Genomic DNA, 14,963 nt, shown 5'->3' on the forward strand with positions numbered 1-14,963 from the left:
GCAGGAGCCTTGTCATGGCCGCCCCCGTTCTTCCGCCCTTCCGTCCCCACTTCGGCGGCACCGCCGTGCTGCTTGGCCTGCTCGGCCTTGGTGGCTGTCAGTTGGGTGGCTACCAGGACAGCGTGCCGCCGAGCAGTGGCGTACAACCGCTCAAGGGCCTGGCGCAGAACGTCTCGGTGCGGCGCAACGCCATGGGCGCGCCGCTGATCGAAAGCAGCAACTTCCACGACGCGCTGTTCAGCCTCGGCTATGTGCATGCCGGCGACCGCATCGGCCAGATGCTCGCCATGCGCCTGCTGGCCCAGGGCCGCCTGGCCGAGCTGGCGGGGCCAGAGGCACTGGACATCGACCGGCTGATGCGCGCCGCCAATCTCAAGCAGGGCGCCGGCCAGCTGTATGCCGACGCCTCGCCGCGCCTGCAACGCTTCTTCGAGGTCTATGCTCGCGGCGTCAATGCCTACCTGTTCCGCTACCGCGACAAGCTGCCGGCCGACATCGCCCGCAGCGGCTACCGCCCAGAATACTGGAAACCCGAAGACTCGGCGCTGATCTTCAGCCTCTATGCCTTCAGCCAGTCGGTGAACCTGCAGGAAGAACTGGCCGCCCTGACCCTGGCCCAGCAGGCCGGCAGCGACAAGCTGGCCTGGCTGCTGCCCGGCGCCCCGGACGAACCGCTGGCCGAAGCCGAGATCGACAAGCTCAAGGGCCTGGACCTCACCCGCCAACTGCCGGGCCTGGCATCGTTGGCGGCGGCCGGGCAGACGCTCGCCGACCTCGGCCTGCTTGGCAGCCCCGGATCGGCCAACCTGGCCCTGGGGCCTCAGCGCAGCCGCAGCGGCAAGAGCCTGCTGGCCAGCGACAGCCAGGCCACCTGGGCCCTGAGCCCAGTGCAGATCCACACCACCAAGTACCAGGTCGCCGGCCTGTCGCTGCCTGGCCTGCCCATCGTACTGACCGGTTACAACGGCAAGCTGGCCTGGAGCGGTAGCGCGGTGATGGCCGACAACCAGGACCTGTACCTGGAGCAACTGCGCCGCCAGGGCAGCCAGTTGAACTACCTGGCCGACGGCAAGTGGCTACCCGCCCGGGCGCGCAACGAGACCTTCTTCGTCCGCGGCCAGCGCCCCCAGCGCGAGGTGATGTACGAGACCCGCCACGGCACCCTGCTCGGCCAGCCGGGCAATGCTGGCCTGGGCCTGGCGCTGCACCTGCCCCTCGCCAAGGGCGACCGCAGCCTCGACGCGCTGTTCGACCTGACCCGTGCCCAGACGGTGGAGCGCGCCTTCGACAGCACCCGCGAAGTCGGCGCCGTGGCCCTCAACTTTGTCTTCGCCGAGCCACAACACATCGGCTGGCAGGTCAGCGGCCGCTATCCCAACCGTCGCGAAGGCCAAGGCCTGCTGCCCTCCCCAGGCTGGGACGGGCGCTACGACTGGGACGGTTTTGCCGACCCGATGCTCCACCCCTACGACCAGGACCCACCCGCAGGCTGGATCGGCCATGCCAATCAGCGCAGCCTGCCACGCGGCTACGGCATGCAGTTGTCCAACACCTGGTACTACCCCGAGCGCGCCGAGCGCCTGGCCCAGCTGGCCGAGAACGGCCGCCACGACAGCCGCAGCCTGGCGGCGCTGCAGAACGACCAGGTCAGCCTGCTGGCCGACAAGCTCAAGCAGATGTTCGAGGCCCCCGGCATGGCCCAGCCGCTCGAACAGGCCATCGCTGCCCTGCCCGCCGACCAGCGCGAAAAGGCCCGCGATACCCTGGCCCGGCTCAAGGCGTTCGACGGCCGCCTGAGCCCGGTGTCGGCAGATGCCGCGCTGTACGAGCTGTTCCTCCAGGAAGTGGCCCGGCAGACCTTCCTCGACGATCTCGGCCCGGAGTCCAGCCCGGCGTGGCAGGCTTTCGTCAGCAACGCCCGGCTTTCCTACTCGGCCCAGGCCGATCACTTGCTGGGCCGCGAGGACAGCCCGTTCTGGGACGATCGCGGCACCCCACAGAAGGAAGACAAGCCCGGCATACTCGCGCGCAGCCTGGCGGCGGCGGTGGATACCGGCATCGCCCAATTGGGGGCCGATCGCCGTACCTGGCAATGGGGCAAGCTGCATCAGTACCGCTGGCCGGCGCCGGCCTACCATGGCCTGGGCGATGCCATCCGTCGCTCGCCACAGGCCGCCGGTGGCGACTTCAGCACCCTGGCGCTCACCCCTTATGCCTGGGGCAGCAGCTTCGACACCCAACTGCCGGCCTCGGCACGCATGATCGTCGACTTCGGCCAGGCTGAACCGCTGCAGGTGCTGACCAGCAGCGGCCAGTCCGGCAACCCGGCCAGCCGGCACCACACCGACGGGCTGGATGCCTGGTTCCAGGGGCGTTTCATGAGCCTGCCGCTGCAGCCACAGCACTTCGCCCGCGCCTATGGCACCCAGCGCCTGACCCTGGTGCCCGGCCGTTGACCGGGGCCGCTTCGCCCCCCATCGCCGGCAAGCCCCACTGGATGCGAGTCGACCATACATGATGCGGTTTGCCGGCGAATGGGCCGGATGAACCGGCAACGCCAGTTCCAGCACCACGCCCGCGAGGAGTAGGCGCAAGGCCCGAAGTTATGCTTCTATCCTTCTAGCCAAGCCCATGCCGCAGACCATTGTCGTCACCAGTCAGGACCACCATGCACCATTCGACCCACGACCTGCTGTCTCCCGTCCCGGGTATCGCCCGCCAGCTCCACAGCTTCCACTTCGGCCCGCGCGGTGGCGGCAAGGTATACATCCAGGCCTCGCTACACGCCGATGAACTGCCCGGCATGCTGGTGGCCTGGCACCTGAAGCGGCGCCTGGCCGAACTGGAACAGCAAGGGCGCCTGCAGCAGGAAATCATCCTGGTGCCGGTGGCCAATCCGGTGGGCCTGGAGCAGGTGTTGCTGGACGCCCCCCTGGGACGCTTCGAACTGCAGAGCGGCGAGAACTTCAACCGCAACTTCGTCGACCTTTCGGACAGCATCGGCGACCAGATCGAAGGCCACCTGACCCAGGACCCGGCGCACAACCTGGCGCTGATCCGCGAGTACCTGCGCCGTGGCCTGGATGCCCACCCGGCACGCACGCCGCTGCAATCCCAGCGCCTGACCCTGCAACGCCTGGCCTGCGACGCCGACATGGTGCTGGACCTGCACTGCGACTTCGAAGCGGTCGAACACCTGTACACCACGCCAGAGGCCTGGCCACAGGTCGAGCCCCTGGCGCGCTACCTCGGCGCCCAGGCCAGCCTGCTGGCCACCGACTCCGGCGGCCAGTCGTTCGACGAATGCTTCAGCCTGGTCTGGTGGCAGCTGCAACAGCGCTTTGGCAAACGCTTCCCGATCCCTTTGGGCAGCTTCTCGGTGACCATCGAATTGCGCGGCCAGGCGGATGTGAACCACACGCTGGCGAGCCAGGACTGCCAGGCGATACTGGATTTCCTGACCCATGCCGGGGTGATCGAAGGGCAGGCGGCACCGCTACCGCCCCTGGCTCACCCGGCCACGCCGTTGGCGGCCGTGGAGCCGGTCACGGCGCCACTGGGCGGGCTGCTGGTGTTCCATGCCAGCCCAGGCCAGTACCTGCAGGCCGGGCAACTGGTCGCCGAGGTCATCGACCCGCTCAGCGACCGGGTGACGGCCGTGCACAATACCCAGCCCGGCCTGCTCTATGCCCGTAGCGTACGGCGCATGGCCACGGCGGGGATGGTCATCGCCCACGTCGCGGGGCAACAGCTCTGCCGCAGCGGCTACCTGCTGGCCAACTGAGCCTCGCCCAGGCAGCCGTGGCCGTCAGGCCACGGGGGACGGTGGCGGCTCGTCGGGCAGGGTCGGTTCACCCGGTTCCATGGGTGGGGCTTCGCCGGGTTCCGGCGGTTGCGGTGTATCGGGATCGGGCTGGTGGGGTACGCCACCGGCCTGTACCGGCGTAGGGGGATGCGCAAGCAGCGACCATGCCAGCAACCCGATCTGGTTGGGCTGGAGGACGGCCAGCTTCGCGCTGATGGCAGGATGGAGTTTCATCGGCAGCTCCTGGCGAGAGCCGGCGCACGTCATGCGCGCCGGGGCGGTTCTACCATTGGAGTGCCGGGCGCGCGCGGAATTCCACGCGCTCGTCGGCTCAGGTGCGCGGCAGGGTGACGCCGCGTTGGCCCTGGTACTTGCCGCCACGGTCCTTGTAGGACACTTCGCACTCTTCATCGGACTCGAGGAAGAGCATCTGCGCCACGCCCTCGTTGGCATAGATCTTCGCCGGCAGGGTCGTGGTGTTGGAGAACTCCAGGGTCACATGGCCCTCCCACTCCGGCTCCAGCGGGGTGACGTTGACGATGATGCCGCAGCGCGCATAGGTGCTCTTGCCCAGGCAGATGGTCAGCACGTTGCGCGGGATGCGGAAGTACTCGACGGTACGGGCCAGGGCGAAGGAGTTCGGCGGGATGATGCAGACGTCGCTCTTGACGTCGACGAAGCTGCCGGCATCGAAGTTCTTCGGGTCGACGGTGGCCGAGTTGATGTTGGTGAATACCTTGAATTCGTCGGCGCAACGTACATCGTAGCCGTAGCTGGAGACGCCGAAGGAGATCACCCGGCTGTCCTCGCCGCCGCGCACCTGGCGCTCGACGAACGGCTCGATCATGCCGTGTTCCTGCGCCATGCGGCGAATCCACTTGTCCGATTTGATGCTCATGGCGGGGGTGTCCTGAGAGTGCAAGGTGAAAAACGAGACGCGCATCTTACCGGTCCCGGCGCCTGGGTTAAAGTTCCACGCCCTATCCCGCGTCGGACGGGGCTTGTACAGGCCACTGATCCGAATTTCACCAAAGCGCTTCTTGGCCATTGGCAGGTCGCGGAAAGTGGGTTAAGGTGACGCCACTGTGCTGCACGTGACACCGAGAATCTCTGTTTGATGCACGATTCCCATCGGCCCATCGCTGAATTTTCCGCTCTCTTTGCACTCAGTCCCGGCCAGGGCGTTTCCTGTGCCGCAACCAACTTTGTCCAAGGAGACAGACCATGTCCAACCGCCAATCCGGTACCGTCAAGTGGTTCAACGATGAGAAGGGCTACGGCTTCATCACCCCTCAGTCGGGTGACGACCTGTTCGTACACTTCAAGGCCATCCAGGCTGACGGCTTCAAAACCCTGAAAGAAGGCCAAGCTGTTACTTTCGTCGCTACCCGCGGCCAGAAAGGCATGCAGGCTGAAGAAGTTCGCATCGAAGGCTAATCCTTCTTTACGCGCTTCAAAAAAACCCGCCAATTGGCGGGTTTTTTTGTGCCTGCAATCTGTAGCGATGGGCCGCAAAGCGGCCCCAATAGCAGCAGAACCGGCACCGGGGCGCTCCCACGAAGGCGTCAATCCTCGCTGATGGTGATGCTCGGCATCGCCGGCGCCGCCGCTTCCTGCAGCACGATCCGCGCTCCCACCTGGCGGGCGAGCTCCTGGTAGACCATGGCGATCTGGCTCTGCGGCTCGGCGATGGCGGTAGGCTTGCCGCTGTCGGCCTGCTCGCGGATCAGCATCGACAACGGCAGCGAGGCCAGCAGGTCGACGCCGTACTGCGCCGCCAGCTTCTCGCCGCCCCCTTCGCCGAACAGGTGCTCGGCATGGCCGCAATTGGAGCAGATGTGCACGGCCATGTTCTCCACCACGCCCAGCACCGGGATGTTGACCTTGCGGAACATCTCCACGCCCTTCTTGGCATCCAGCAAAGCCAGGTCCTGCGGCGTGGTGACGATCACCGAGCCGGCCACCGGCACCTTCTGCGCCAGGGTCAGCTGGATATCGCCGGTGCCCGGCGGCATGTCGATGACCAGGTAGTCCAGATCATCCCAGGCGGTCTGGGTCACCAGTTGCAGCAGGGCGCCGGACACCATCGGGCCACGCCAGACCATCGGTGTGTTGTCGTCGGTGAGGAAGGCCATGGACATGACTTCCACCCCGTGGGCCTGGATCGGCACGAACCACTTCTGCTCGCGCACCTGCGGGCGCGTACCTTCGGGGATGCCGAACATCACCCCCTGGCTCGGGCCATAGATGTCGGCATCGAGAATACCCACCCGGGCACCTTCGCGGGCCAGGGCCAGGGCCAGGTTGGCGGCGGTGGTCGACTTGCCCACCCCGCCCTTGCCCGAGGCCACGGCGATGATGTTCTTCACGTTGGCCATCGCCGGTACCTGGGCCTGGGCCTTGTGCGCGGCGATCACGCAGTCGATCGACACCTGCGCGGCACTGACCCCCTCGAGGTTCTCGATGGCCGTGCCCAGCACCTGCGCCCAACCGTTCTTGAACAACCCGGCGGCATAGCCCAACTGCAGTTGCACCTTGACCTGCCCGCCCTGGATATCGATGGTGCGCACGCAGCCGGCGCTGACCGGATCCTGGTTCAGGTAGGGGTCGGTGTACTGGCGAAGCACGCCTTCGACGGCGGCACGTGTGACGGCACTCATGGAGACTCCCATTGGCAATTCGAATGTGGAACAGGCACCTATGCTAACCCGTCAGTCGTCAACAGATGCGTCCTTGGGGTGAAATATATTCGTCGGCGCTTTATAGTGGCCGATCATCCTTGTTCTTCACCCGTAGCCGATTAAGTAGCCGAGCCACCATGTCCGAGCCACGTCAGATTCTCGTCACCAGCGCCCTGCCCTATGCCAATGGTTCCATCCACCTTGGCCATATGCTCGAGTACATCCAGACGGACATGTGGGTTCGCTTCCAGAAGCTGCGTGGCAACCAGTGCATCTATGTCTGCGCCGACGACGCCCACGGCTCGGCCATCATGCTGCGCGCCGAGAAGGAAGGCATCACCCCTGAACAGCTGATCGCCAATGTCCAGGCCGAGCACAGCGGCGACTTCGCCGACTTCCTGGTCGACTTCGACAATTTCCATTCGACCCACTCCGAGGAAAACCGCGAGCTGTCGAGCCTGATCTATACCCGCCTGCGCGATGCCGGGCACATCGCCACCCGCTCGGTGACCCAGTATTTCGACCCCGAGAAAGGCATGTTCCTGGCCGACCGCTTCATCAAGGGCACCTGCCCCAAGTGCGCGGCCGAGGACCAGTACGGCGACAACTGCGAGAAATGCGGCGCCACCTACGCGCCCACCGAGCTGAAGAACCCCAAGTCGGCGATCTCCGGCGCCACCCCGGAGCTGCGTGACTCCCAGCACTTCTTCTTCAAGCTGCCGGACTTCCAGGCCATGCTGCAGCAGTGGACCCGCAGCGGCACCCTGCAGGAAGCAGTATCGAACAAGCTCGCCGAGTGGCTGGACTCCGGGCTGCAGGAATGGGACATCTCCCGCGATGCGCCGTACTTCGGCTTCGAGATCCCCGATGAGCCGGGCAAGTACTTCTACGTCTGGCTGGATGCGCCGATCGGCTACATGGCCAGCTTCAAGAACCTCTGCGCGCGCCGCCCGGAGCTGGACTTCGATGCGTTCTGGAAAGAAGACTCCACGGCCGAGCTGTACCACTTCATCGGCAAGGACATCGTCAACTTCCATGCCCTGTTCTGGCCGGCCATGCTCGAAGGCTCGGGCTTGCGCAAGCCGACCGGCATCAACGTGCACGGCTATCTGACCGTCAACGGCGCCAAGATGTCCAAGTCGCGCGGCACCTTCATCAAGGCGCGCACCTACCTGGACCACCTGGCCCCGGAATACCTGCGCTACTACTATGCCTCCAAGCTGGGCCGCGGCGTCGACGACCTCGACCTGAACCTGGACGACTTCGTGCAGAAGGTCAATTCCGACCTGGTCGGCAAGGTGGTCAACATCGCCAGCCGCTGCGCAGGCTTCATCCACAAGGGCAACGACGGCGTACTGGTTGCCGGTGACGCCGCGCCCGAGTTGAGCGAGGCGTTCCTCAATGCCGCCCCCTCGATCGCCGAGGCCTACGAAGGCCGTGACTTCGCCCGCGCCATGCGCGAGATCATGGCCCTGGCCGACCGCGCCAACGCCTGGATCGCCGACAAGGCGCCCTGGGCCCTGGCCAAGCAGGAAGGCAAGCAGGACGAGGTCCAGGCCATCTGTGCCCAGGGCATCAACCTGTTCCGCCACCTGGTGATCTTCCTCAAGCCGGTGCTGCCGGTGCTGGCTGCCGATGCCGAAGCCTTCCTCAACGTCGCCCCGCTGACCTGGAACGATCACCTGTCGCGCCTGGAAAACCACAAGCTCAACCCGTTCAAGGCGCTGATGAGCCGCATCGAGCCAGCCAAGGTCGAAGCCATGGTCGCCGCCAGCAAGGAAGACCTGGCCGCCACCCAACCGGCAGCTCCGGCCGGCAATGGCGAACTGGCCAAGGATCCGCTGTCGGCCGAGATCGAGTTCGACACCTTCGCCGCGGTCGACCTGCGCGTGGCACTGATCGTCAAGGCCGAGGCCGTGGAAGGTGCCGACAAGCTGCTGCGCCTGACCTTGGACATCGGTGACGAGCGCCGCAACGTGTTCTCCGGCATCAAGTCGGCCTACCCCGACCCCGCCAAGCTGGAGGGTCGCCTGACCATGATGGTGGCCAACCTCAAGCCACGGAAGATGCGTTTCGGCGTCTCCGAAGGCATGGTCATGGCGGCCGGCCCTGGCGGCGAGGAAATCTACCTGCTCAGCCCCGACAGCGGCGCCAAGCCGGGCCAGCGCATCAAGTAGGCAGCACGGCCCCGGTGGGGCCTGGCTTGCCGGCTCCCACAAGAAAAGCGCCGCCCCCGGGGCTTGTGCAATACCTGGGAGCCAGCTTGCCGGCGATGGGGCGCGAAGCGGCCCCAGGACTGCAAGGCACCGCTTGACCAGCACAGGGCCCCGCCCCACAGGCCCTCTGCTACCTCAATAAGCTATGTTTAATGACGGCAGCTCCCAGCCATCGGCATCCCCATGAGCGACTACATCCTGGTCCTGGTCAGCGCTGCGCTGGTCACTCACCTGATCCTGCACAGGGAGCCCGTCTCTCGCCTGCGGATCCATGCGCTCGGCCTGTCCGGCGCACTGGTGATCGCCTTGGGGCTGACTTGCGGGCAGCTGCTGCAGGCCCTGGTGCTGGTGCCGCTGGGCTTGCAGGCGTTGCAGTTGTTCCTGTTCCTGCCCCTGCTCGCCCTACTGGCCTGGGGTGTGCCACGCCTGCTGGCACGCCTGCGGCCTGATTGGCCGCTGGAGCACATGCCCACCCCGTTGGCGGCCACTGTCGTGCTGCTAGGCTTGCTGTTGCAGGCCTCCCACGACCCGCAACGATGGCTGGCGACCCTGGCCTGGGGCCTGGCCGGCGGGCTGGGCTTCTGGCTCGCCCTGGCGCTGTTCGACGACCTGCGCCAGCGCAGCGATCATATCGACATGCCCGTCGCCCTGCGCGGGTTGCCCATCGAGTTGCTCGGCGCCGGGGTGATGGCCATGGCCTTCTCCGGTTTCAACGGATTATTCACACAATGAGCCTGATTCAACGCATCGACGCCCTGCTCCCGCAAACCCAGTGCGGCAAGTGCGGCCATGCCGGTTGCCGCCCCTACGCCGAGGGGCTGGCCGCTGGCGAGGCGATCAACAAATGCCCGCCGGGCGGCGACGAAACCATCGCCGCACTGGCACGACTGCTGGATGTACCGGTGATCGCGCTCGACCCGACCCGTGGCAGCGCCCCATCCCAGGTGGCCTATATCCGCGAAGCCGAATGCATCGGCTGCACCAAGTGCATCCAGGCCTGCCCAGTGGATGCCATCGTCGGCGCCGCCAAACTGATGCACACGGTGATCGCCAGCGAGTGCACCGGCTGCGACCTGTGCCTGGCCCCCTGCCCGGTCGACTGCATCGACCTGGTCGCCGTACCGGACAATGTGGTGCCCATCGTCAGTGGCCTGGCACGTACCGCCGAGCAATTGAGCGCACGCACCCAGCGACGCGACCATGCCCGTCATCGCCATGAACAACGCAATGCCAGGTTGCGACGCGAAGAAGCACGCCGGCAGGCGCAGCAGCTGGCGCGCCAGCGAGGCGCGGCCGTCTCGACGCCCGACAGCGCCGCCCTCCAAGACCCGATCAAGGCGGCCATCGAGCGGGTCAAGGCGCAGAAGGCCGCCAATGCCGATGCCACGCTGAAGCAGGCGAAGATCGCCGCGGCCATGAGCCGCGCGCAGTTGAGCAAAGCCCGCAGCGCCTTCGGCGCTACCCCCAACGACGCACAACGCGCCCAACTGCACGCCTTGGAAGCGGCCGCCGAACAGGCCCAGCAACGCCTCGATGCTCTGCTGGCCGGGCCAGGCCATGTCAGCGCCTGACCCACGCCTGCGCTCGGCCATGGGCCTGGTGCTGCTGGCCTGCGTGCCGGGCCTGCTGAGCCTGTTCTGGCTCCAGGGCTGGGGGGTGTTGTTCAACCTGTTGCTGTGTGCCGGCACCGCCCTGGCCTGTGAAGCCCTGCTGCTGGCCATGCGCGGCCAGCCCCCGGCGCCGGCACTGGCCGATGGCAGTGCCCTGGTCAGCGCCGTGCTGCTGGCCGTCGCCCTTCCCCCCCATGCGCCCTGGTGGTTGCCGGTCATCGCCGCGACCGTGGCCATCGGCATCGGCAAGCAGGCCTTTGGTGGCGTCGGCCGCAACCTGTTCAATCCGGCGATGGTCGGCTATGCCTTCGTTCTCCTGAGCTTTCCCTTGCAGATGACCCAGTGGCCGGGCCAGGCGAGCGGGTTCCTGGACAGCCTGCAACTGGCCTTCACCGGCCACGGGCAGATCGATGCCTGGGCCCAGCCCACGGTGCTCGACGGCCTGCGCCATAATCGCAGCCTGACCGTCGAGGAACTGTTCGCCCAGCATCCGGGATTCGGCAGCATCGGTGGGCGCGACAGCGAGTGGGTCAACCTGGCGTTCCTGCTTGGCGGGCTGTTCCTGCTGCAGCGCAAGGTCATCAGTTGGCATGCGCCAGCCGGGTTGCTGGCGGGCCTGTTCCTGTTCAGCCTGCTGTGCTGGAACGGTTCGGGCTCCGACTCCAACGGCTCGCCGCTGCTGCACCTGTTCTCCGGTTCGACCATGCTGGCCGCCTTCTTCATCGCCACCGAACCGGTGTCGGGCCCCAAGGCCCCCCTGGCTCGGCTGTTGTTCGGGCTCGGCGCCGGCGTGCTCATCTACCTGATCCGCACCTGGGGCAACTACCCCGACGGTACGGCATTCGCCATCCTCCTGATGAACCTTGCCGTGCCCGCCCTGGAGCGCCAGGCCGCACGCCGCCAGCAGGCCACCCCATGACGCCGGCGCTGCGCAATGCCGTGCTGCTGGCACTGGTCGCCGGCCTGGCCGTGGCGGTGACATTGGCCTGGCGCCAGTGGACCCAGGCCCCGATCGCCGAAGCCGAACAGCAACTGCACGCCCGGCGCTGGCTGGCGGCACTTCCCCAGGACAGATACGACAACCAGCCCCTGCAAGCGCCCCTGCCCCTGGCCGCTACGCGCCTGCCCCACAGCCAGCTGCTGGCCGGCTACCGCGCGACACGAGCCGGCAAACCCAGCGCTATCCTGCTGCGCAGCCAGACCCAGGGATATGGCGGGCCGATCCTGCTGATGATCGCCATCGATCCGGACGGGCGCCTGCTGGGGATACAGGTGCTGGAACAACAGGAGAGCCCAGGCCTGGGCGCCCGCCTGGCCGATCCCCAGGCGCATTGGCTGGAGCAGTTCTCGGGCCGTACGCGCGCAGGCAGCTGGGCACTGAAACGCGACCAGGGCGAGTTCGACCAGTTGGCAGGCGCCACCGTCACCTCGCGCGCAGTGATCGCGGCGCTGCAGGATGCCCTGCGCTACTTCGACGAACACCGTGCCTCCTTGCTGGGGGAAGACGCCCATGAATAGGTTCTGGTTGCCGGGCATCAGCCTCGTGCCGCTGCTCGGCGCAACTTCGACACTGGCACAAGCCATCACGATAGGCCTGAGCACCCTGGTGCTGATGGTGCTGCACCAGGGCCTGATGGCCCCGCTGCGCGCGCCACTTACCGGGGCCGCGCGCCTGCTGGCGAGCCTGCTGCTGCTGGCGGCCCTGGCGAGCTGCCTGCAACTGGGGCTGCGGGCCTGGGCCCTGCCGCTTGCCTTGACGCTCGGTCATTACCCGGCCCTGCTCAGCGTGCAGTGCCTGGCAGCGGACTGTCTGCTCCCCGACGCATCACGCTGGCGCTACCTGGCGATCCATCTCGCCGGCCTGCTGGCCCTGTACGTGCTGCTCGGCGCCTGCCGCCAATGGCTGACCCTGGGGCCGGGCCTGCACCTGGCCAGCCTGGCCCCGGGCGGGTTGATACTGCTCGGCCTGCTGCTGGCCTTGTACAATCGTCTGCGTCCGGGCCCTGCCCCCTCACGCCGTCAAGGAAGCCTCTGACCCCATGAATGCCGCCAAACGCCTGGAGATCTTTCGCAGGCTGCACGAAGACAATCCCGACCCCAAGACCGAACTGGCCTATACCACCCCCTTCGAACTGCTGATCGCCGTGATCCTTTCCGCCCAGGCGACGGACGTGGGTGTCAACAAGGCCACCGCCCGCCTGTATCCGGTCGCCAATACCCCCGAGGCCATCTATGCCCTGGGGGTCGATGGCCTGAGCCAATACATCAGGACCATCGGCCTGTACAACAGCAAGGCGAAGAACATCATCGAGACCTGCCGCCTGCTCATCGAGCAGCATGGCAGTGCGGTACCCCAGACCCGCGAAGCGCTCGAAGCCTTGCCCGGGGTAGGCCGCAAGACCGCCAACGTGGTGCTCAACACTGCCTTCCGGCAACCGACCATGGCGGTCGACACCCATATCTTCCGGGTCAGCAACCGGACCGGCATCGCCCCCGGCAAGACGGTGCTGGAGGTGGAAAAGAAGCTGGTCAAGTTCGTGCCCAAGGACTACCTGCTCGACGCCCACCATTGGCTCATCCTGCATGGCCGCTATGTCTGCCAGGCCCGCAAGCCGCGTTGTGGAAGCTGCCGTATCGAGGATTTGTGCGAGTACAAGCACAAGACCTCGGACGATTGAAGCAATAGAGAAAAACGCGCGTATACGATTGAAAAAATCTTTTTTACCGGACTCGGCTTTCTCGCTATAAGGACGGCCAATGGCCCCTTGGCTTGGAGTAAATCATGAGCACCGATAAAGACGACCTGTCGATCGACGATGATCTCACCACCTTGGAAGACGACGTAGAGCCTCCGGTGGAACCCGCGAAGACCAACCTGAGCAAACGCCGCACCATCGACAACCTTCTCGAGGAGCGGCGCCTGCAGAAGCAGCTGGCCGACTACGACTACGACCTGTAGCCCATCGGACACCCGAGAAAGCCTCCCTTGCGGAGGCTTTTGCGTTTCAGGTCAGGTCGTGGCGCTGGGCAAGTTCGATGAGGTCGACCAGCGACCGGGCATTGAGCTTGAGCAACAGCCGGGTCTTGTAGGTACTGACGGTCTTGTTGCTGAGGAACATGCTGTCGGCGATTTCCTTGTTGCTCCTGCCGCGCGCCAGTTGCTGCAGCACCATCATCTCCCGGCCGGAGAGACGTTCGACCATTTCCTTCTCGCTGCCGCCATTCACGCAGGTACGGCTCTTGTGCAAGGCCTGGTTGGGGAAGTAGCTGTATCCGGACAATACCGCCTTGATCGCACTGAGCAACTCGGTCAGTTCCTGTTGCTTGCATACGTAGCCAGCAGCGCCGGCCTGCATGCAACGCATCGAGAAATGCCCTGGCGCCTGGGAGGTGAGTACCAGGACCTTGCTCCCCGGACTGGCACCGGTCATGCGGGCGATGACCTCCAACCCATCGAGCCTGGGGATGCCGATATCCAGCACCACGATATCGGGCAGGCACTCCCGGGTCAGTTGCAAAGCATCCACACCATTGTCGGCTTCCGCCACCACCTCGTAACCATGCCGCTCCATCAGCATGCGTACGGCCAGGCGGATAACCGGATGATCATCCACGATAAGCACTTTATTCATGCGATATCCATTGATTCGTTATTCTAATTTGAAGCACCACAATAACTTAGCCCATCACTGAATGGTGCGGTGATTTACGGCACACGGCCAGACAAAGAAGAAGCCTACATAAGTTAGAGAAATATCCTACAGCCTTGCTTTTAGGGCAGTCCCATCGGCCGCCCGTTCAAAGATGCCCAAACGCTAGCACTGACTTCTACCCGGGCCAAGTTCGTATCGTTCTTCCTAACTGAAGGAATATTCCAGTCGTATCGGTAATTAATAACTGCAATCGGGCAGAATTAAGGAAGTATTGCTTCAGCGGGAAATAATCCATCTTTCCGTCCACAACGGGAACGGGATAGAGATAGGAAAAATCGCTAATCAGGCAAGCGCCATGCGGCATACAGAATCCATCAGTCCCCTGACGATCATCGCCATCTTCGCCGGCATCATCGAGGCGTCCGCCTTGGCATCGTTGCCGTTTCTCAGCGAAAACAGCCAGACGATCTACACCTGGTTCTTGGTCGGTTTTCCGTTTTTCCTGACGGTATTGTTTTTTCTCACCCTGAACTTCAATTATCGGTCGCTGTACCAGCCGGCACGGCCGGAACCGGCAGCCCAGGCTGACGCCTCGTCGTCGAAGGTGAGTACGGATCAGGCCGATGCACGGAAAGCCATGACCATTGCGCTATCCGGCCCCGATACGCGCAAGATGATCGAGCAGCATATCCTGCGGACCCTGACCCAGCCTCATGCGCGCGCACGCACCTGGGTGCTCCACAACCTGGATACCCGGACCTGCATTCACCTGTCGGTGAACGCCCTGGAGCATGGCGAAGAGAAGTGGACGCCCCGCTGATCCCGGGGCTTGAAAAAAACCGGCACAAGGCCGTAATGCTGTTCACTTAAGCCATTGGGGCCGCCTTGCGGCCCTTCGCGGGCGAGCCCGCTCCCACAGGGGCCCCGCCAAACCACAATAAAGGCTCTGGGTGTCACCGCACCACACAAGCTGGGGTATAAACAAAAAAGAACAACCA

15 protein-coding genes and 1 pseudogene are annotated in these 14,963 nt (G+C 65.2%); 12 read left to right on the plus strand and 4 right to left on the minus strand.

From position 1 onward, the window contains the following. The first annotated feature begins 14 nt into the window (after positions 1-14). Both WCE05_RS24425 and WCE05_RS24430 read left to right on the plus strand, forming a co-directional pair. Positions 15-2,456: a penicillin acylase family protein gene (locus WCE05_RS24425; RefSeq protein WP_368816740.1), complete on the plus strand. Its 2,442-nt coding sequence runs from the start codon at positions 15-17 to the stop codon at positions 2,454-2,456. Between the two features lie 212 nt (positions 2,457-2,668). Further along, positions 2,669-3,784, plus strand: coding sequence for a succinylglutamate desuccinylase/aspartoacylase family protein (locus tag WCE05_RS24430; RefSeq protein WP_225788143.1), 1,116 nt, complete (start codon positions 2,669-2,671; stop codon positions 3,782-3,784). Between the two features lie 24 nt (positions 3,785-3,808). Here the strand turns inward: WCE05_RS24430 and WCE05_RS24435 are convergent, their stop codons facing one another. Beyond that, on the minus strand, positions 3,809-4,039 hold the full coding sequence (locus WCE05_RS24435) for a hypothetical protein (RefSeq protein ID WP_225788142.1): 231 nt from the start codon (positions 4,037-4,039) through the stop codon (positions 3,809-3,811). A 97-nt stretch (positions 4,040-4,136) separates the two neighbouring features. Next, positions 4,137-4,703, minus strand: coding sequence for a dCTP deaminase (dcd, locus tag WCE05_RS24440; RefSeq protein WP_043213075.1), 567 nt, complete (start codon positions 4,701-4,703; stop codon positions 4,137-4,139). A gap of 326 nt (positions 4,704-5,029) precedes the next feature. On the opposite strand from dcd, the gene WCE05_RS24445 reads away from it, so the two are divergent. After that, positions 5,030-5,242: a cold-shock protein gene (locus tag WCE05_RS24445; protein WP_043213073.1), complete on the plus strand. Its 213-nt coding sequence runs from the start codon at positions 5,030-5,032 to the stop codon at positions 5,240-5,242. 128 nt (positions 5,243-5,370) lie between these two features. Here the strand turns inward: WCE05_RS24445 and apbC are convergent, their stop codons facing one another. Beyond that, positions 5,371-6,465 carry an iron-sulfur cluster carrier protein ApbC gene (gene apbC, locus WCE05_RS24450; protein ID WP_253081548.1) on the minus strand — a complete coding sequence of 365 codons (1,095 nt, stop codon included), beginning with the start codon at positions 6,463-6,465 and terminating at the stop codon, positions 5,371-5,373. 158 nt (positions 6,466-6,623) lie between these two features. On the opposite strand from apbC, the gene metG reads away from it, so the two are divergent. From metG to WCE05_RS24490, 8 genes and pseudogenes are all read left to right on the plus strand, one after another. After that, the gene (gene metG, locus WCE05_RS24455; RefSeq protein WP_225788140.1) at positions 6,624-8,663 is read left to right on the plus strand and encodes a methionine--tRNA ligase; all 2,040 of its coding nucleotides are present in this window, start codon (positions 6,624-6,626) and stop codon (positions 8,661-8,663) included. Between the two features lie 222 nt (positions 8,664-8,885). After that, on the plus strand, positions 8,886-9,434 hold the full coding sequence (locus tag WCE05_RS24460) for an Rnf-Nqr domain containing protein (protein WP_368816741.1): 549 nt from the start codon (positions 8,886-8,888) through the stop codon (positions 9,432-9,434). Next, positions 9,431-10,234, plus strand: a pseudogene (locus tag WCE05_RS24465) (RnfABCDGE type electron transport complex subunit B); the annotation flags it as partial. The gene WCE05_RS24460 and the pseudogene WCE05_RS24465, both read left to right, overlap by 4 nt. Positions 10,235-10,259: 25 nt before the next feature. Next, positions 10,260-11,231, plus strand: a complete 972-nt coding sequence (locus WCE05_RS24470) for an RnfABCDGE type electron transport complex subunit D (protein ID WP_225788138.1) — start codon at positions 10,260-10,262, stop codon at positions 11,229-11,231. Continuing rightward, positions 11,228-11,830, plus strand: coding sequence for an RnfABCDGE type electron transport complex subunit G (locus WCE05_RS24475; protein WP_368816742.1), 603 nt, complete (start codon positions 11,228-11,230; stop codon positions 11,828-11,830). The genes WCE05_RS24470 and WCE05_RS24475 overlap by 4 nt, the downstream gene beginning before the upstream one ends. Then, positions 11,823-12,347: an Rnf-Nqr domain containing protein gene (locus tag WCE05_RS24480; RefSeq protein ID WP_253081546.1), complete on the plus strand. Its 525-nt coding sequence runs from the start codon at positions 11,823-11,825 to the stop codon at positions 12,345-12,347. The genes WCE05_RS24475 and WCE05_RS24480 overlap by 8 nt, the downstream gene beginning before the upstream one ends. Before the next feature lie 4 nt (positions 12,348-12,351). After that, positions 12,352-12,990 (plus strand): endonuclease III, encoded by a 639-nt coding sequence (gene nth / locus WCE05_RS24485; RefSeq protein ID WP_225788135.1) that lies wholly within the window; start codon positions 12,352-12,354, stop codon positions 12,988-12,990. A 104-nt stretch (positions 12,991-13,094) separates the two neighbouring features. Further along, on the plus strand, positions 13,095-13,271 hold the full coding sequence (locus tag WCE05_RS24490) for a PA3496 family putative envelope integrity protein (RefSeq protein WP_225788134.1): 177 nt from the start codon (positions 13,095-13,097) through the stop codon (positions 13,269-13,271). A gap of 46 nt (positions 13,272-13,317) precedes the next feature. Here the strand turns inward: WCE05_RS24490 and WCE05_RS24495 are convergent, their stop codons facing one another. After that, positions 13,318-13,944 carry a response regulator transcription factor gene (locus WCE05_RS24495; protein ID WP_225788133.1) on the minus strand — a complete coding sequence of 209 codons (627 nt, stop codon included), beginning with the start codon at positions 13,942-13,944 and terminating at the stop codon, positions 13,318-13,320. 376 nt (positions 13,945-14,320) lie between these two features. Here WCE05_RS24495 and WCE05_RS24500 point away from each other — a divergent pair, with 376 nt between their 5' ends. Further along, positions 14,321-14,785 (plus strand): hypothetical protein, encoded by a 465-nt coding sequence (locus WCE05_RS24500; RefSeq protein ID WP_225788132.1) that lies wholly within the window; start codon positions 14,321-14,323, stop codon positions 14,783-14,785. Positions 14,786-14,963 lie beyond the last annotated feature (178 nt).

It is taken from the genome of Pseudomonas sp. I2 (genome assembly GCF_040984075.1).
Taxonomy (GTDB): Bacteria; Pseudomonadota; Gammaproteobacteria; order Pseudomonadales; family Pseudomonadaceae; genus Aquipseudomonas; species Aquipseudomonas guariconensis_B.